Raw genomic sequence first — 18,276 nt, 5'->3', positions numbered from 1 at the left:
GTCTGACTTTCCAGCTGAGCCATGCGGATCTTGCTTTTGGCTAGTCCGTCTCCTCTTGGAGGTTCTTCCTCGGCTAGCTGCTTTCTGCGAGGCAGGCAGAGGGCGCCCATCGCATGTTTGTCCGGCCAAAAGGGGCGTGCACATCGTGCACGGGCGGCTTTCGACCCGTATGTTGATCGCTTCCTCCCCGCTCTGCCTTCACTAGTTCATGCAGAGTATGAGAGGCTATGGCGTTCCACCCGGCGGCAGAGTGGAGGTGTGTGCGATCCGGACTCTCCTTCCGGGCAGCCCAAGTTTGGTTGATCCGCCTGACTTGGGGAAGGAACGACCCACCAGTGACCTCACGGCACGGCGCCACTCGCGACGGAATGAGGGGTTCCTCAACCGGCGCCGAGTTCCTCCGTCTGGCTACCGCTGAGCTGCGCCGCCACTGCCGCGGAGGAGCAAGATCGAAAAGGCCGAAGCCGCGCGGTCTGGTGGACCAGTGGCTTCGATATGGAACCGGAGCCGGGGAATGCACCTCTAGCTAGCGGCTGACCAAGGCCCGCAACAGCTTGACCGCAACGGACAATGCTGCAATGTCCACCGGCCCCGGCTTGATGGCCTCCTTGATGGTTTCCTGGATCCTGCCGAGTTGTTCGATGTTTTCGCGTTCCCAAACGACGATGCGCTCCACTGGATCGGTTCCGGGGGCGGAGGGGCGTGGAGTAGTCCGCACAACAGCCTTCGTCATGCCTGCAAGGACCAGATACAAGTCGTCTCGAAGCGCCGCCCGCGCGAGGGCCTGCCAGTGGGTTTCCCGCGGCAGCGCCGTGATGTGTTCAAGAATGGGGACCGCCGAGATCCGCTCGAAGACGGCAAAGTACACTTCGGCCACGGTGTCCGCGGGCTCTTGGAGCTCTTCCGATATGGCGGTGATGTCCAGAAGGCCATAGCTGACCAGGATCTCGGAGGCACGCACACCCAATTCATGGGGCAGGCCGACGGCGTCGGTGTGGGCCAGGCGGGTCATCACATGCTGCAGATTCACGCCGTGAAGGAAGCTGCTGAACTTTGGGCGCAGAAGTGACATGGGGGGCCCGAGCCGGGCCATTGCATCGGCGATTGGCTTGTCCCGGAAATCGTGGTTGACATACCACCGTGTCGAGCGGTCCAGCGTGCGGCGCATGTCCAGCGCCACGGCACACCCGTGCTCGCTAGGGATGCTTGCCGGCAGCTGTGAGAGGGCCTCGGCGATTGAGTCAAAGTCCCAGATCTTGCGCATGACCACGAACCCGCGGGCCACGGCGGCCGCCGATACCGTGGTCTCTTCCATTGCCCGGAAGGCGAAGGCAACGCCCCCCAGATTGATCATGTCGTTGGCAATAACAGTGGCCACGATCTGTTGCCGCAGCGGATGCGTGGACAGCTCATCCCCGAACCGCTCCGATAGCTGGCGCGGAAAGTAGTCACGCAGCGTCCGGGCGAACCAAGGGTCGTCGGCCAGTCCGCTGAGTGTAAGTTCCCTGGCCAGCTCGATCTTGGCATACGCGGCCAGCACTGAGAGCTCCGGAGATGTCAGGCCTGCGCCGGTCTGCAGACGGGTGTGCAGTTGCTCCGTGCTGGGCAGGCATTCAAGGTTCCTGTCCAGGTCCGTCACGGCCTCCAGCCAGTCCATGGTCCGCTCAAAGCTCGGGCTCCAGTGAAGCACCAGCTGGCGGTCGTTGAGGAGGAGCACGTTCTGGTCCGCATTGGTTCTCAAGACCAAGCGTCCGACTTCCTCCTGAAGGGAGTGCAGGAAGCCTGTCCTTTCGTCCTGGGACATCCTTCCCGCAGCGATCATCCGGTCGAGGAAGATCTTGATGTTTACCTCGTGGTCCGAACATTCCACCCCGGCGGAATTGTCGATGGCGTCGGTGTTCAGCAGGACCCCACCCAGTGCCGCCTCTATCCTGCCTCGCTGGGTGATGCCGAGGTTGCCGCCCTCGGCGATGATCCTGGTCCTTAGCTGACTGGCGTTGACACGGATGGCATCGTTGGTCTTGTCGCCCACATCCGAGTGGGTCTCGGTGGAGGCCTTGACGTACGTGCCGATGCCTCCGTTGTAGAGCAGGTCCACGGGGGCCCTAAGGACGGCCCTGAGCAGCTCCGGTGGGCTCATCGCCGTCGTCCCCGGCTCCAGCCCAAGGGCACGGCGCACCGCTTCAGTGATCTCGATCGACTTTTCCAGCCGGGAGAACACGCCGCCGCCCGGGCTGATTTTCGAGACGTCGTAGTCGGCCCAGGAGGAACGGGGAAGCCCGAACAGCCGCTGCCTCTCCGCATAGGCGACGGCCGGATCGGGGTTCGGGTCCAGAAAGATGTGTCGGTGGTCGAACGCCGCCACCAGCAGGATGTGGCGGGAAAGCAGCATTCCGTTGCCGAACACGTCACCGCTCATGTCGCCAATGCCTACTACCGTGAAGTCCTGGGCCGTGGAGTCGATGAGCAGCTCGCTGAAATGGTGCCGGACCGACTCCCAGGCCCCGCGTGCCGTGATGCCCATCTGCTTGTGGTCATAGCCTACCGAGCCGCCGGAGGCGAAGGCATCGCCGAGCCAGAATCCGTACTCGAGGGCCAAGGCATTGGCGATGTCCGAGAACGCGGCTGTCCCCTTGTCGGCGGCAACAACCAGGTAGTAGTCATCGCCGTCGTGCCGGACCACCCGCTCGGGCGGTACAACCAGCTCGGTGGACCCGTGGGCGCCGTCCGGGGATGGGAGTAGATTGTCGGTGATGTCCAGCATGCCGCGGATGAAGATCCGGTAGCTCTCCTGGCCTTCCGCCAGCCAGGCCGCACGGTCCGTGGCGGCGTCGGGCAGCCGCTTCGGATAGAAACCACCCTTGGCACCCGTTGGCACGATGACAGCGTTCTTGACAGTCTGCGCTTTCACCAGTCCCAGGATCTCCGTCCGGAAGTCCTCCCGGCGGTCGGACCAGCGAAGCCCGCCCCGGGCAATGGCGCCAAAACGCAGATGCACCCCTTCAACCCGGGGCGAGTAGACCCAGATTTCGTATTTTGGCCGCGGGGCAGGTGCGACGGGGACTCCGGAGAGGTTCAGCTTGAAGCTGAGGTAGGGCTTGTCCAGGAAGTAATTGGTGCGCAGGGTGGCCTCGACAAGACTCGCGAAGGAACGCAGCAGCCTGTCGGCGTCCAGGACCGGCACGGCGTCGATGGCAGCCGTCAGCTCGCTTCTGGCGGAGTCCATGTCGAAGAGGCGGGTTGGCTGGTCGAGATCCGGATCAAACTTTGCCTCGAACAACGCAAGGAGTGCGCGCGTGGCCCGGACGTTTGCCCGCAGCGTGTCCGCCATGAAGCCGTAGGAGTTGGTGGTCCCGAGCTGCTGCAGGTATTTCGCATAGCCTCGCAGGATGGCCGTCTGACGCCATCCGATTCCTTCCCTGATCACCAGTGCGTCAAATGTGTCGGACTCGATGTCTCCTCTCATGGCGGCGCAAAACGCGTCGGCAAGCAGCTCGCTGGTGCCCAGGGGGTCCACGCCGGAGGGGTATTTCAGCCCGAGGTCGTACAGGAAGAAGGTGCGGCCATCGGCACGCCGGACGTCGAAGGGCCGTTGGTCGAGTACCTCAAGCCCCAGGTTGTGGAAGAACGGCAGAATCTGCGTCAGGCTCTGCGGCCGTGTCAGGTAGAGGCGGATCCGGGCGTCCTCGGCCAGCACCGCAGTCCCCGGGCGTGCGTAGACAGAAAGCAGCGGGTCATCGCGGTTCCTGCCGCCAGGTCCGTCAAGGCTTTCGAATTTGATGATGTCCTCGACGGCATCCTCCACCTCGTAGTCAGCCTTGTAGCTTGCCGGAAACGCCCGGGCCCACTGCATGGACAGCCTGGCGGCGTCGCCAACGGGGAATCTGGCCTGCAGCGCCTCGTCCAAGCCCTCGGCCCATGACCTCGTGGCAGCAATGATGCGCAGCTCCAGTGCTGAGGCGTCGACGGCGGCCCCTCCTCCGCCCGCAAGGAGGATCCGGAAAAACACGCGGGCCATGGCCGACTCGCTGAGTCGAAGTTCGAACTCGACGGCCTTCGAGTTGAAGGCCTCCCGCAGTTCCCGCTCGATGTTGAGCCTGACCGCCGTGCTGTAGCGGCGGCGGGGGAGGAAGACCAGGGCGGACATGAAGCGTCCATAGGAATCGGGCCTGAGGAACAGCCGGGTGCTGTGGCGTTCCTGGAGGCGGAGGATTTCGCGCGTGTGGCCGGCCAGATCGTCCGCGTCGATGTGGAAGAGTTCGTCACGCGGATAAGCCTCAATGGCGGCCAGCAGTTCCTTGCCGGCCTGGGACCCTGGCGGGAATCCGAAACGGTCCAGTACCGTGGCCACCTTGTCCCGGATGACCGGGATCTGAAGCACGGAACGGCTTGCAGCGCCGGGGGCGAAAAGGCCAACAAAGCACGCTTCCCTGGTGGGATTGCCGGCCGCGTCAAACCTCAGGAGGCTGACTTCGTCCAAGTAGGCGTCCCGGAGGACTGTGGAACGGATGCTCGCCTTCGTGAGGGCCAGGGCCGGACCGGGGGGCCCAGGCATGGCGGAGCCTTGCAGAGGCCGGCTCTGCTCCCGGTGCCGGAGGAGCCCGAGCCCGGACCCCGGCCGCGCCGCGAGGACCGGCAGTCCGGCGTCGTCGTCCAGGCCATACCCGCGGTACCCGAGAAAAAGGAAGTTGCCGTCGTACAGCCACAGCAGCAAATCCTTGGTCTCCTGCACGGTTGCGTCGCTGGCCGCAGCCGCGCTGGCATCCAGGTCGGCAATTTCCGCAGTCAGATGCCGGTGGATGGCTGCGGAATCCTCGGCGGCCGCCCGAACATCGGCCAGGACCGCCTGGAGATTCAGAGTGAGCCGGTCGGCACTGGCCTGATCCGGCAGCCTGGCGATTTCGACGGCGATCCAGGCTTCCGCGCAGCTCAAATCTCCAGTCGATTCAGGCCGTGACGGCATCGCTGAAGGCTCGTTTCCCACCGGCAAGGCAGTGCGCAGCGGTACCGGCTGGATGTCCACGAGCCTGTTCGTTCCGCGGGCCCTGGCTACGGTGAACGTGGGGTGGACCAGCCAGCGTATGGCGGCATTGTCACGGGCCAGTGCCGCCGTGATGGAGGGAAGCAGATACGGCATATCCTCAGCCACGATTGCCACTATGCTGGCGTCCGTTTCACTCAGCACTCCGATGACGGCCTTGCCCGGGCCCCGGGTAGCGGCCAGCGAGCGATGGTATTCCGCACGGTTCCGGAGCGATTCGGCAGTGTAGTTCCGCAGGTCGTCGTCGGCCACAAGCTCGTAGTAGTCTGTCAGGAACTTGTCCGGTACCTCGACGGAAGGGTCCGCCGGCGCATGATCTGCAGGGCCGGTTCTTGGGGACATTGCGCTGCGCCTCCAACGCGCAAGGAGCGGCCGTGTTGCTGCGGTCGCCGGAACCTCGCGCCTGCTTTCATGATGGCTGACGCGGGGCAGGCAGTCCACCCCCTGCAGAGACAAGCAAAAGATCAGCAAGAACATTGGCCAGTCGCCGCCCTGCCCCAGTCCCGCAATCATCGCCAGTGGCCGGCCTTTACCGTCGCACGCATGGTGGATTTTGGTGCTCAGCCCGCCCTTGGAGCTTCCCGCGGCTGTGTCCGGAGGTCCAGCAAACAGTTTCTTGGCGGCGCTTCTGGTGTCACGCCGGGAGGCTGCGGTTCGTGGCAAGGCTGGAACGTCTTGTTCAAAGCGGGTCGTGCGTGTACCGGCCGGATATTGATCCGGCTGGTCCTCGCATGGTCCGAGGCACTCGAAGGCCTCCGTTCCAGGGGAAAGCCGGTCGAAAGACCGCGAGCTCGTTCGCCAGGACGACACCCACGCCAAATTCCGCAGGCGTCACTCGCCGTGGATTTCGGCCTGCTTTGCCTCGGAGCGGTCCAAGTATGCCAGCAGCAGCTCGGCGGCCCGCTCGAGTTCGCCGTTTCCCGCCAACGCGACTATCGCCCCGTGAAAGTGCTGGTTTGCGGTACCCAGCCCCTCGTCGTCGTCCGCTGCTGCGGCGATCTTGCCTTCCTCCATCGGCGCGCGTACGGCTGCCAGAGCCTCCGGGCTGCCCCCGCCGGGGATGGCGCCCACTTCGATTGTTCGGCGGACGGTGTAGACGTCGTGGATGTCGCCGGGCTCCAGGCTCGCCACAAAACCCGGTTGGGGTGCCGCACCACCAGCCGTTCGCTGGCCAGCTCGGCAAAGGCCTCGCGCACCGTGTTCCGCGAGACGCCGAGGTCCTCGGCAATGGTGGATTCGGTCAGCCGTGTGCCGGGGAGCAGGACTCCCTCGGTCAGCTGCAGGTGTGCGGACAGCCCGGTTCAGCTCCTCAGACGGCGAGCTCGGAGCGGATCTCACTGTGCTCTCAAAGCCCTTCCTGGACCCTGAGCGGGAACCCCGGCCACCCCACCGGCCGCCAGCTATGAAGCCGGATCGGAGTTACGGTTCGCCGGCCCGCGCACGGCGACTGCGTCGCTCTCATCGTGCCCTTTTTCCTTATTGCCGAACGGCAGCACTTTCAGCAGCGGGCCGACGATGGCCATGACAATGAGGCCCCAGGCGAGTCCGAGGACGGCCGAGCACAGCGTGTTTACGAGCCAGCCCAGGAAGCCGCCAACCACTGCGAACCCGGCGGCGGGCTCCTCAAGGACATGGACGAGGTCGTAAGGGGCGTGCCAGCCTAGGTCGTGCGCGCCCTGCAGCATGATGTGGCCGCCCACCCACAGCATGGCGATCGTCCCGATTAGGGTGATAGCGGTCAACACGGCGGGCATTCCTTTGACGAGCAGTTCGCCGAACCGCTGGGAGCGCGCGGAGTCCTTGGTGGTCAGGTGCAGGCCGACGTCGTCCATCTTGACGATGAGGGCGACGGCGCCGTACACGAGCACTGTGATCACCAGAGCCACGACGACCAGGATGAGCGCCCGGACCCATATGGACTCAGTGGCCACCTCGTTCATGGAGATGACCATGATTTCGCAGGACAGGATGAAGTCGGTGGTAATGGCGCCTTTGACCACCTTGGCCTCCGCCTCGGGCCCCCGTTCGACCGCCGGCGTATCTTCGTCCGTGGAGTGGTGGCCGCGGAGCTTGTGCCAGACCTTCTCGGCACCCTCATAGCAGAGGTAGGTGCCGCCCAGCATGAGGATGAACGGGATGGCCCACGGAACGAAGGCGCTGACGATCAGCAGTGCCGGCAGGATGAACAGCAGCTTGTTTTTGAGCGAGCCCCAGAAGATCCGCTTGATCATCGGTAGTTCGCGGGACGGGTCCGCTCCGGAAACGTACTGCGGGGTGACGGCGGCGTCGTCGATTACCACGCCGGCGGCCTTGGCCCCCGCCTTCGCAGCTCCGGCAGCGACGTCGTCCACCGAGGCGGCAGCTATGCGGGCCAGGGCTGCGATGTCGTCCAGCAGCGCGACAAGACCGCCGCTCACAGCTCGCTCCCTCGATGGTCGAGGGCAGGCTGCCGGGCGTGAAGGTCTTGGGTGAGGTGCGTGATTGGCATGCTCAGATTATATGCGCCGTGCTATCGCGGGAGACTGTTGGTGTCAGTGTTCTGCCGGTGGCCGGTTGGCGTTCCCCCGGAGTCGGTTCTTGGCCCCGTGCTCGATCAGTGTCGGGTTGTAGGTGCGGATCCGGCTGGTGTCCAGGCGGGCGTACTCTTCGGCGACGAGCCCGGCGATGTAGTACCGGGACGTTTCGGGATATCGTTCGGACAGGCGGTCCGTGACTTTGGCGATGGTCTCTCGTTTTTGCGTATCGTCCATCCAATCAGTTTGAGGGTCTGCCGGGGAATGTCTCCGGCTTCGGGCGGGTGTATGCCTGCCATGAGTTGATGGACGGGAGGCTTCTGAACAGTCCCAGGGGCCGGTCGCGGGTCCAGGTCATGACCTCGCCCTGCGGAGAATCATGAAAACACCTCGCTAGGATCCTGTTGCAGGATGGTCCGCGCGTTCAAGGACCCGGGACACTGTGTAGCCGATGACCAGTCCCCAGAATGCCGGGTGAATGTTGGCAAGGCTCATCCCGGACATGGTCACCACGAATGTCACCAAGGACCCCAGTGTGAAGGCATTGGCGAACGCGGTGACAAGAGCTTGCTGGAGTGCCCGAAGCATCGCAATGCCGCCCAGGGTCAATATGAATTCCCTGGGTGTTGCGAGCATGAGCCGGGTCAGTGCGGGAGCGAGAAGTGCGCAGGTCATGGCCAGGACGCCGAAAACCACGGCCGCCGTGTACTGGCGCTGCCTGGCTCCTGAGGAAGTCATGAGGGCGTTGGTTGGACCGGTCACGCACGCTGAGACAGCGCCGCAGCCGGCATTGATCAACGAAAACGCACCCGAAACGATGGCGAACACGTTGACCGGCGGGTTGTGGCCTGCGGCACGGAGAACCGCGATGCCCTGCCCATTCTGAACAAACAAGACCGTCAGGGCGAGGGGAACAACCAGTTCCAGCTGGGCAGCCCAAGCGAACTCAGGAACGGTGAAGACCGGGGTGGCCAGAACCGGGCCGCCTTTTTGGAGGGAAAATTGGCCACTTAGCGCCACAGCGACACCACCAACCGCAAGAGTACCGAGCACTGGCGGAATATACCTGCCGAGCGCAGGCGCGGCAGTGAGGACCAGGAATGCGACCACCATCGGTGCAGCCACTACAGGGTTGGCCTGGGTTGAACCAACTATGTCTGTGCCGAATTTCAGGAACACCGCGGCCACCATCGCCATGACGATCGGCATGGGCACCATTGCCATGATCCTGCGGACCAATCCGGTGGCGCCCAGCGCGAGGACGAGCAATCCGGACGTGAAGAAAGCCCCCACCACCTCTGGAAAGGACAAGTGCTGCAGGGACGGACCCAGGAGCACCGTCCCGGGAATGGACCAGGCAAAGCCCAGGGGTTGTCGGTAGAGGAGAGACATCACCAGCGTCGCCGCCCCGCCCGAAAAAAGGATGCCAAACACCCAGGACGCGAGTTGGCCCTCGGTGAGGCCTCCCGCCGCTCCCACGGCGAGGGTGACGGCTATGGGGCCGGAGGCGGAGAAGATGAGGCCGATCACGCCGTTGGAGATGTAGGGCAGGCCGAGGTCACGGAGAACCCGGCGTACGCCTGCGGGGCGAACGCCCGGACGTTCCAACAGCGGTTGGCGTCTCGGAGCCTCTACGGCTTCCACATGAGCGATGGCGGACGGGTTCTGTCGGGATGGCGGCATCAGGGCTCCTTGCAACGGCGGCAAAAGGAAGGCGCCCCGGAGCTTGCACTCCAGAGCGCCCTCGGTGCCGGGCCGAGGCGCCGGCACCGATCTGTCAGCGGTGGCTCTTACTTGTGCTGGCCTTCCTTGGCGAGCACGTAGTCATACACCACTTCTTCGCCGGCCCCGCCATCCGTGCGCCTCTTGGGTTCCAGCATCAGCTCAGCCTTGACTGCCGAGGCGATGTCGTCCGCGTTGTGCGGGTCGCCCGGGAAGTACAGCTGCTGAGTCACGGGCTGGAATCCCGGCGCGGAAACCTTGATGTGGATGTGCGCCGGGCGCCAGGCGTGCCATCCTGCCGCGCTAATCAGCTGCCCGCATGCCCCGTCCGTGGGGATCTGGTAGGGAGCCGGGCGCATCGTGTTGATTTCGAAGCGGCCCTCATCATCTGCTTTGACCGTTGCACGGAAGAGCCACTCGGGGAGACCCGGCGCGTACTGGGAGTAGAACCCGGCGCTGTCGGCGTGCCAAATCTCCACCTGTGCGTTCTGGATGGGGTTACCGTCCGTATCGGTGAAGCGGCCGCTGAAGTGCAGCGGTGTGCCCTCCTCGTCCTCACGCATCTCTACAGTGGCAGGGGTCGGGAGCGCGGGGGACCCCGGCACGTAGTAAGGCCCTTCAATGGTGCCCACGGTTCCGGGGCGATCCTGAGAGTTGACGTCCTCCACAGTGTGCTCCAGCCACACGTCAAGGAAGAGCGGCCATTCCCCGTCGGTGCCCACCTTGATAAGCCAGGCTTTGAGTGCGTTGTATTCCTCGTAGGTGACCTGGTGCTCGACGACGATGTCATTGGCGGCTTTGATGAGTGCCCCCGCCAGCAGACTCACTCGTTCCTTCGGCACATCCAGGTGGGAGAGCTTGCCTGATGCGGCGAAGCGTTCCGTGGCCTTGGAGCCGGCTTCGACTGCAGTGCCCTCGTCCTCGTGGCGGGTGTCTGCTTGGGTCTCGGTCATGGTGATGTCCATACTCCTCTTTGAATAGGGGACGGGAACTGCTCCCGAACCCGGTGCCACCGGTTTGGGGGCAGGATCTGAACCTGTCGCGGCGCAGTTCCCGTGATGTCCGTCTCATCGTAGGCGTCAAATAAGGACGCAACAAATATCGATTAGGCCTGTTTTCTGTCAAGAAGCGGACATAAAGGAACCCTTGGTCGAACCTAGGTATTTGCCTGATGTGAGAGCCATCACGATGGGTAAGACTTGCCTGACAACGTCCCGCGGGAACACCGCCGCCGGCAACAATTCCTGACCATCCGTCCAGCACTCTCCAATGAAGGAGCACGCCATGACCGAGAACCTGGCCCACGTCCGCGACGTCCTTGCCGACGCCGTGATCGACGACCGTGAGAACGGCGTCATCCGTGCCAAGCGCGAAATTTTCACCGATGAAGAGATCTTCGAACTGGAGATGAAGCACATCTTCGAAGGCAACTGGGTCTATCTCGCCCACGAATCCCAGATCCCCAACGTGGGGGACTACTTCACCACCAACATCGGCCGCACCCCCGTGATGATCACCCGCGATAAGGACGAGAAACTCAACTGCCTCGTCAACGCCTGCTCGCACCGGGGTGCCATGCTGTGCCGCCGCAAGACGGACAACCGCACCACTTTCACCTGCCCGTTCCACGGCTGGACGTTCAAGAACTCCGGCGAGCTGCTGAAGGTGAAGGATTCGCGAAACGCGGGCTACCCGGAGACCTTCAATAAAGCGGGCTCCCACGACCTCACCAAAGTGGCCCGCTTCGAGTCCTATCGCGGCTTCCTCTTTGGTTCCCTGAAGGCGGACGTGCTCCCGCTCGAAGAACACCTGGGTGATGCAGCCAAGGTAATCGACTCGATCGTGGACCAGTCCCCGGAGGGACTCGAGGTGCTGCGCGGATCGTCCACCTACACCTACGACGGCAACTGGAAGGTGCAGGCCGAGAACGGGGCAGACGGCTACCACGTCACCGCCGTGCACTGGAACTATGCGGCCACCACGGCCCGCCGCACCGCCGGCGACTCCGCCAACAAGACCAAGGCCATGGACGCCGGCAAGTGGGGCAAGGTCAAGGGCGGTTTCTATTCGTACGACCACGGACACCTGCTGCTGTGGCAGGAATGGACCAACCCGGAGGACCGCCCGCTGTGGGACCGCCGCGAGGAGCTCGTCGCGAAGTACGGCGAAGAGATGGCCAACTTCATGATCAACATCTCGCGGAACCTCTGCCTGTACCCGAATGTCTACATCATGGACCAGTTCTCCTCGCAGATCCGGCACTTCCGGCCCATCTCGGCGGACCAGACCGAGGTGACCATTTACTGCATCGCGCCCAAGGGCGAATCACAGGAGAACCGGTCCAAACGGATCCGCCAGTACGAGGACTTCTTCAACGCCACCGGCATGGCCACGCCCGACGACCTCGAGGAGTTCCGGTCCTGCAACAAGACCTACTGGGCCACCTCGGCGCCTTGGAACGACATGACCCGCGGGTCCACCCATGAGATCGCAGGCCCCGACGAGCAGGCCCAGGCGCTGGGCATGACCAGGGTCATCGCCTCCGGGGTGCGCACGGAGGACGAGGGGCTCTACCCCATTCAGCACGGGTACTGGAAGGAAGTCATGGACCGGGCGCTGGCGGAGGAGGAGACCTCCACCCTGGATGCTCTTCCAGTCACAGCCTGACCCCCGTCCACATGGAACCAGAGAGAGTGCACAACCCATGACCAACCTGACAACACCCGCTGCGGCGCTCAAGAACGCCGGGGAGATCGCCACCCTCGAGACCGTCCGCGCCTTCCTGTACAAGGAGGCCCGCCTGCTGGATGACCGCCGGTTCGATGAGTGGCTTCAGTGCTACCACCCGGACTCGGAGTTCTGGATGCCCGCATGGGACGTCGATGACCGGCTGACAGAGGACCCGCAGAACGAGATCTCGCTCATCTACTACGACAACCGCGGCGGCATTGAGGACCGGGTCTTCCGGATCAAAACGGACCGGTCCTCGGCCACGTCCCTGCCCGAGCCCCGCACCGGGCACAACATCACCGACGTCGAAATCATGGAGCACGACGGCGGCCAGGTGAAGGTGCGCTTCAACTGGTTCACCCTCTACTTCCGGTACAACACCACGGACACGTACTTCGGGACCAGTTTCTACACGATCGACCTCGCCGGCGGCGAGCCGGTCATCTTGAAGAAGAAGGTTGTCCTCAAGAACGACTACATCCACCACGTCGTGGACGTCTACATGATCTGACGGCTCCCGGCCGGTGCCCGGCATCCTGCCCGGCACTGACCTCGTCCGTTTCAAAATCCGTGCCCGTCGGGCACATCCGAACTACCAGGGTCGCATCGACGCGATTCCCAGCCAGGAGGAAACCATGGGCCACAAAGTAGCCCTCAGCTTCGAGGACGGCGTCACCAAGGTCATCAAGGTCGGCGACTACGAGACCGTGATGGACGCTGCGTACAAGGCACGCATCAACATTCCATCGGACTGCCGGGACGGTGCGTGCGGCACCTGCAAGGCCTTTTGCGATTCCGGCTCCTTCGACCCGGGCGACTACATTGACGATGCGATGACGGAGGCGGAGCTCGAGAAGGGGTACCTGCTCACCTGCCAGGCTGTTCCGGAGTCGGACCTGAGCATTCAGATCCCTGCCACGTCGGAATCAGCGAAGACTTCGGCCACCACCTTCACCTCCACCGTGAAGGAGCTCAACAAGCATTCCGAAACGACGGTTTCCTTCACCCTGGAGACGGAAAACCGGGACGCCCTGGCCTTCCTCCCGGGCCAGTACGTCAACATCAAAGTCCCCGGAACGGACGCGGAGCGCTCCTATTCGTTCAGCAGCGGCCCCGAAGTTCAGGACGCATCGTTCATGGTGCGGGTGACGCCGCAGGGTGCGATGTCTGAATATCTGCGCGATCGCGCGGCAGTGGGAGACGCCATCGAATTCACGGGCCCCTACGGGTCGTTCTTCCTGCGCGAGCCCAAGCGGCCCCTGCTGCTCCTGGCGGGCGGCACCGGCCTGGCCCCGCTCCTGTCCATCCTTGAGAAGCTGTCTGAGAACCCGCCGTCGGTACCGGTCCATCTGATTTATGGCCTGACCAGGGAGGCGGACATCGTTGGCCTGGACTGGTTGCGCGAGTATGAGGCGAAGCTGCCCGCTTTCACGTGGGACTACATTGCCTCCGAACCGGGCACATCTGCTCCCCACACGGGCTACGTCACCCAGATCATCGAACCAAAGCACTTGAACGACGGCGATGTCGACATCTACCTGTGCGGTCCGCCTCCCATGGTAAACGCTGTGTCGAAGTGGCTGGATTCCGAGGGCATCAAACCCGCCAACTTCTACTTTGAGCGGTTTGCCCCGAAGGAAACCACCGGGGGTGACGCCGAAACAGGGGCACCGGCACCCGCAGAACGGATTGCAGCCGAAGGCGACACGATGAGCCGCAGCGAGGCGGTCTCTTCCTTGGAAACCGGCCGGCTGGACTTCCGCAAGGAGGACAGCTTCGCCCAGCTGGACGCTCGCATGGGCCTGGAGCTCGCGGTGAGCGAGCTGATGCTGGGCCGTCTCAGCGAAGAGCAGCTGCACCAGTTCCGCCGGCTCGCCGAGGCCACCACCCGCTCCGTAACAGAAGGCACTATCCAGGAACCGGATGAGTTCGCTCGGACCAACGAGGAGTTCCACGAATACCTCTTCGTGGCCTGCAACAACCCCATGCTGCTGGAGTCCTACCGCCGGCTCGACGTCCACGCCCAGATGGCCGCGGCCTTCGAGGCGGGAACCCCCATCTTCAAGCGGGTCACCCAGGACCACCTTGATGTGGTCGACGCCTTTGAGCGCCAGGACAAGGCGCGGGTGCGGGAGGTCATCATGGCCCACGCACACGACGCCAAAGAAACCATGGCGGGAGCCATCGAAGCCAAGGCGGCCCGCTGATGACCCGGCCATACGCCGGACAGTTCGTTACCCCCGGCCGGTACGCAGGCAAGGTGGCCATGGTGACGGGTTCTGCCCAGGGAATTGGCCGGAAGGTGGCCGAGCGCATCAGTGCCGAGGGAGGCGCCGTCGTCCTGGTAGACCGGGCCGAATTGGTCCACGAGGTGGCGCAGGAGATCGAGGCGGCCGGGCAGGGTTCCGCTTCAGGAGGTTCGGCCACCGCGGTGACCGCAGACCTTGAGACCTTCGCGGGAGCGCAGCAGGCCGTTGCGGCGGCGCTCGCCGCCCACGGCCGGGTGGACGTCCTGGTCAACAACGTCGGCGGGACCATCTGGGCCCGCCCGTATGAAGAGTACGACGAGGAGAGGATCGAGAAAGAGATCCGCCGCTCGCTCTTCCCCACCCTCTGGACCTGCCGCGCGGTGCTGCCGGCCATGCTGGAGCAAGGTTCAGGCACCATCGTCAACGTTTCCTCGGTGGCCACCCGCGGCATGCATCGCGTGCCGTACGCGGCAGCGAAGGGCGGGGTCAACGCCCTGACCCAGTCGCTGGCGATGGAAGTGGGCGGACGCGGCATCCGCGTGGTAGCGGCAGCCCCCGGCGGCACCGAGGCTCCGCCCCGCCAGGTCAAGCGCGGTCCCGAAGCGGAATCCGCCACGGAAAAGGCCTGGTACCAGATGATCGTTGACCAGACCGTGGACTCGTCCTTTCTGAAGCGCTACGGGACATTGGACGAACAGGCCGCACCCATCGTGTTCCTCGGATCAGACGAAGCGTCCTACGTCACCGGCAGCATCCTTCCGGTCGCTGGCGGGGACCTGGGCTGAGTACGCCATGATGGATGGCCGCAGCCGAGTCCGGCCTGGCGTCTCCGGTAGAGTTGCGGCCATGACAGGGGCCTCCACACACGGTGAAATGGCGGAGGACCTACCGCTTGTTGGCCGGTCGGGGGTCTTTGCGGAACTGCTGGAGATTTTCCGGACCGTCCGAAAAGGCAAAGTGGGTGCAGTGGTGATCACCGGCCCCACCGGGGCCGGAAAGACCGCGGTTCTGGAGTTCTTCCTTGAGCACTGCCGCACGGCGGCCCGTGGTGTCCGCGTGATGTCCGCCATGGGCGATGAGTGGGAGGCGCAGTTTCCCCTCGCTGGCTACTCCCAACTCATGCTCACCTCGCCGCTGCGTTCGGCAAAGAATTACGACGGCGGCCCGGCGCTGCCCGCGGGGCCCGTTGCGGCGCTTACCCCCGACCAGGTGGTTAATTACGCTTCCACGCTCAGTACCCACTTGGAAGGACTGCAGTCACATGGCAGCGTGGTTGTCGCCGTGGATGACGTCCATAGACTCGACGTGGAGAGCTTGCGCATCCTCACCTTCGTGATGCGCCGACTGCACGGCAAACGGATTATGTTTGTGCTGACCCTCAACCCGGACGATGCCTTACGCGTCCCCGCCGGTACGTTGGACTTCCTGACGGGCCACCAGGTGGCCACGATCCCGCTGGAGCCCCTCACCCCGCAACAGGTGCAGGACCTCGCCAGACGGATGTTCGGCGTCGATCTGAGTGCGACGGCGGCCCACGGGCTGGTGCGGCACACGGGCGGGCACGCACAACCGATCGTGGAGCTGCTCCACGAACTGCCGGCGGAAACCTGGCAGACGTGGTTTCCCTCCCTCCCTCCGACGTCTCGCGTGCGCGCCCGGGTGCGGAGTGTCCTGGCCGCAGCCTCCCCGGGGCTGGTTGCTGTCGCGGAGGCCGCGTCAGTGCTCGGGAGCGCCGCAAGCGTGGCAGAGGTTTCCGAGGTCAGCGGGGTGGGGTCCGTCATGGAGGCACTCGATGAGGGACACCGTGCCGGTCTGCTGGGGCTGACCGTTGACCAGGCCCGTTCCGCCGTCGTGTTCTTTGAACCAGGCACTGCGGAGGCCATCTACGAACAGATCGTTCCCAGCCGGCGCATTGCGCTTCACCGGCTGGCCGCTGCGGCGGTGCAGGCCGAGGGTCAGCGGCTGGGCCACCGCGTCTCCGCTACCCCCGGCGCGGACGAGTCCTTGGCGGAGGAGCTGGAGGAATTCGCCCGGCGCCAGGCCCGGGTAGGCGCGTGGCAGGACGCCTCAACAGCACTGTTCTCCGCGTCCCGGCTTTCTCTCGACATCCGTTCCCGGAACGACAGGCTCCTCAGGGCTGTGGATGCCCTGGTGGGTTCCGGCAACATTGCCGAGGCCCAGATGTGGATGGCGGCGGTGGACGCCCTGCCGCCGTCGCCGCTTCGATCCTCCGTCCTTGGCTACCTTTCCACGGCGTCGGGACAGAACGACAGCGCGCAGACGCAGTTGGAGATGGCCTGGCGCACCTCCAACCCGCAGCGTGATCCGTCTGCCGCTGCGCAGGTGGCGCAACGCTTCGTCCTGCACGGGGTAGCGTCCTGGGACGGCCCGATGATAACCACCTGGGCTGAACGGGCCATGGACCTAACGCAGCCTGGAACCCCCGCCCACGTTGAGTCGGAGGCCATTTATGGCCTGGGCCTGTACGCGCAAGGCCGGATTTCGGAGGCGGAAGCCGCCTACCACCGGGCCTTCGAACATGCTGCCGAGAACGCCCAGAAGCAGCGCGTCCAGATGGGCGCGGGCTGGCTGGCGCTGCGCCTTGACAACGCCGAGACGGCGCTGGTGAACTTCGAGTCCGCGGCCCCCACTGAATACCGCGGCGGCTCGATGCGGATCTCCCTCTGGGCTGAGGCCTGGCTGGCGCGCACCCACCTGGTGCTCGGCAACTGGGATGCAGCGGCCGCCACCGTGGCGCGCGCGTCAGTGCGCCTCGAGACCTCGAGAATGCCCCTGATCCGCCCCCTGCTCTTCTGGACTGCGGCGGAGCTCTGGTCCATGCGGGGGGACTGGGAGCGGGCCCGGTACTACGTTTCCCAGGCCGCAGTCCAGCCTGGAACATACCGGGCCATGCAGGTGCCGGCGAGCCTCGCCCGTGCCCGCTTCCACGAGGCCAGGGCGGACTATGAGGGCGCCTTGGCTGTCCTTCAGCCGCTGACCGAGTTGGACCCATGGACCGAGCACCGGGTGTCCTTCTGGCCCTGGCAGGACACCTACGTCAATGCCCTTGTCATGACCGACCAGCTTGACGCCGCAGACTCCTTCCTGACGGCGTTCGAGCGTGTGCCACGCGAGCGGGAGATCCCGTCGGATATGGCGCGCATGGCGTGGGCGAGAGGCCGACTCGTGGCCGCACAGGGAGACCCGGACACTGCACGGGAACATTTTGAGGCGTCCCTGGGCCACCTTAGGGGGCTCAACCGGCCGTATCTGCGGGCACGGATTAGTTTTGCTTTCGGCCAGAGCATGCGCCGTGCGGGCAAACGGCGCCTGGCCTCGACCGTTCTGCGCGCGGCACGCGACTTATACGACACCCTGGGGGCGGTCACATATGTGGAGCGGTGCGACCGGGAACTCAAGGCGACAGGCCTCGACGTCGGCAACATGCCGGACCCGGCCGACCCCGTGCTCGCTGCGGTCAGCGACCACCACCTCCAGCTCACAGCGCAGGAGCGGGCGGTGGCCGAGCTGGTAGCGGCCGGCGCTACCAACAAGGAAGCAGCACGGGCTCTGTTCCTGGCCGAGAAGACCGTGCAGTACCACCTGACCCGGCTTTACCGGAAAATGGGAATCCGCTCCCGCAGCGAGCTCGCGGCCGTGTTCAGGGCCAAGGACTGACCCCGGACACGGCCGGACCTGCCGCACTTTGCGAGGACGCCTACTTGACGTCCGAGGGGTGCTTCGCCAGTGGCACCACTGAGATGTCCATGTAGGGGAACAGCGGCAGGTTCTGCAGGATCTCATGGAGTTCGTCGTTCGAATCGACGTCGAAGATCGAGTAATTAGCGTATTCGCCCACCACCCGCCAGATTTCCGGCCACTTGCCTGAGTGCTGCAGCTGCTGCGAGTAGGCCTTCTCCGTAGCCTTGATCTCTGCGGCTTCGTGGGCCGGAAGGTCGGCAGGCAGGTTTACGTCCATGTGGACCAGGTATTTCATGAATATCCTTTCGGTACCGGGGTT

General features: G+C 64.5%; 11 protein-coding genes and 1 pseudogene. 5 read left to right on the top strand and 7 right to left on the bottom strand.

The genetic code is table 11. The features are described 5' to 3' along the window. Window positions 1–526: 526 nt before the first annotated feature. The 6 genes and pseudogenes from JOE31_RS13255 to catA all read right to left on the bottom strand — a co-directional run bounded on the left by JOE31_RS13255 (window position 527) and on the right by catA (window position 10,241). Window positions 527–5,383 carry an NAD-glutamate dehydrogenase gene (locus JOE31_RS13255; RefSeq protein ID WP_209745281.1) on the bottom strand — a complete coding sequence of 1,619 codons (4,857 nt, stop codon included), beginning with the start codon at window positions 5,381–5,383 and terminating at the stop codon, window positions 527–529. Between the two features lie 489 nt (window positions 5,384–5,872). Next, window positions 5,873–6,321 (bottom strand): annotated as a pseudogene (locus JOE31_RS13250) (GntR family transcriptional regulator); the annotation flags it as partial. A gap of 120 nt (window positions 6,322–6,441) precedes the next feature. Beyond that, window positions 6,442–7,458, bottom strand: a complete 1,017-nt coding sequence (locus JOE31_RS13245) for a DUF808 domain-containing protein (protein WP_209745278.1) — start codon at window positions 7,456–7,458, stop codon at window positions 6,442–6,444. Between the two features lie 114 nt (window positions 7,459–7,572). Further along, window positions 7,573–7,791 (bottom strand): three-helix bundle dimerization domain-containing protein, encoded by a 219-nt coding sequence (locus tag JOE31_RS13240; RefSeq protein WP_209745275.1) that lies wholly within the window; start codon window positions 7,789–7,791, stop codon window positions 7,573–7,575. Between the two features lie 156 nt (window positions 7,792–7,947). Then, a complete protein-coding gene (locus JOE31_RS13235) occupies window positions 7,948–9,237 on the bottom strand; it encodes a benzoate/H(+) symporter BenE family transporter (RefSeq protein ID WP_209745272.1) in 1,290 nt (429 codons plus the stop codon). Window positions 9,238–9,344: 107 nt separating this feature from the next. After that, complete coding sequence (gene catA, locus JOE31_RS13230; RefSeq protein WP_209745267.1) at window positions 9,345–10,241, bottom strand: catechol 1,2-dioxygenase; 897 nt, start codon at window positions 10,239–10,241, stop codon at window positions 9,345–9,347. A gap of 319 nt (window positions 10,242–10,560) precedes the next feature. Here catA and benA point away from each other — a divergent pair, with 319 nt between their 5' ends. The 5 genes from benA to JOE31_RS13205 all read left to right on the top strand — a co-directional run bounded on the left by benA (window position 10,561) and on the right by JOE31_RS13205 (window position 17,933). After that, the gene (benA, locus tag JOE31_RS13225) at window positions 10,561–11,943 is read left to right on the top strand and encodes a benzoate 1,2-dioxygenase large subunit (RefSeq protein WP_209745264.1); all 1,383 of its coding nucleotides are present in this window, start codon (window positions 10,561–10,563) and stop codon (window positions 11,941–11,943) included. A 37-nt stretch (window positions 11,944–11,980) separates the two neighbouring features. Continuing rightward, window positions 11,981–12,517, top strand: coding sequence for a benzoate 1,2-dioxygenase small subunit (gene benB / locus JOE31_RS13220; RefSeq protein WP_209745262.1), 537 nt, complete (start codon window positions 11,981–11,983; stop codon window positions 12,515–12,517). 124 nt (window positions 12,518–12,641) lie between these two features. After that, window positions 12,642–14,213 carry a benzoate 1,2-dioxygenase electron transfer component BenC gene (benC, locus tag JOE31_RS13215; RefSeq protein ID WP_209745259.1) on the top strand — a complete coding sequence of 524 codons (1,572 nt, stop codon included), beginning with the start codon at window positions 12,642–12,644 and terminating at the stop codon, window positions 14,211–14,213. Next, window positions 14,213–15,040 (top strand): 1,6-dihydroxycyclohexa-2,4-diene-1-carboxylate dehydrogenase, encoded by an 828-nt coding sequence (locus tag JOE31_RS13210; RefSeq protein ID WP_209745256.1) that lies wholly within the window; start codon window positions 14,213–14,215, stop codon window positions 15,038–15,040. Before benC ends, JOE31_RS13210 begins: the two co-directional genes overlap by 1 nt. A 61-nt stretch (window positions 15,041–15,101) precedes the next feature. Continuing rightward, window positions 15,102–17,933 (top strand): AAA family ATPase, encoded by a 2,832-nt coding sequence (locus tag JOE31_RS13205; protein WP_209745253.1) that lies wholly within the window; start codon window positions 15,102–15,104, stop codon window positions 17,931–17,933. Between the two features lie 40 nt (window positions 17,934–17,973). Here the strand turns inward: JOE31_RS13205 and catC are convergent, their stop codons facing one another. Next, complete coding sequence (gene catC / locus JOE31_RS13200; protein WP_209745251.1) at window positions 17,974–18,252, bottom strand: muconolactone Delta-isomerase; 279 nt, start codon at window positions 18,250–18,252, stop codon at window positions 17,974–17,976. Window positions 18,253–18,276: the final 24 nt, after the last annotated feature.

The sequence above is a fragment of the Arthrobacter sp. PvP023 genome (genome assembly GCF_017832975.1).
Classification (GTDB): Bacteria; Actinomycetota; Actinomycetes; order Actinomycetales; family Micrococcaceae; genus Arthrobacter.
Note: the sequence above shows the minus strand (reverse complement) of the source record. Positions and strands in the feature narration are given on the sequence as shown.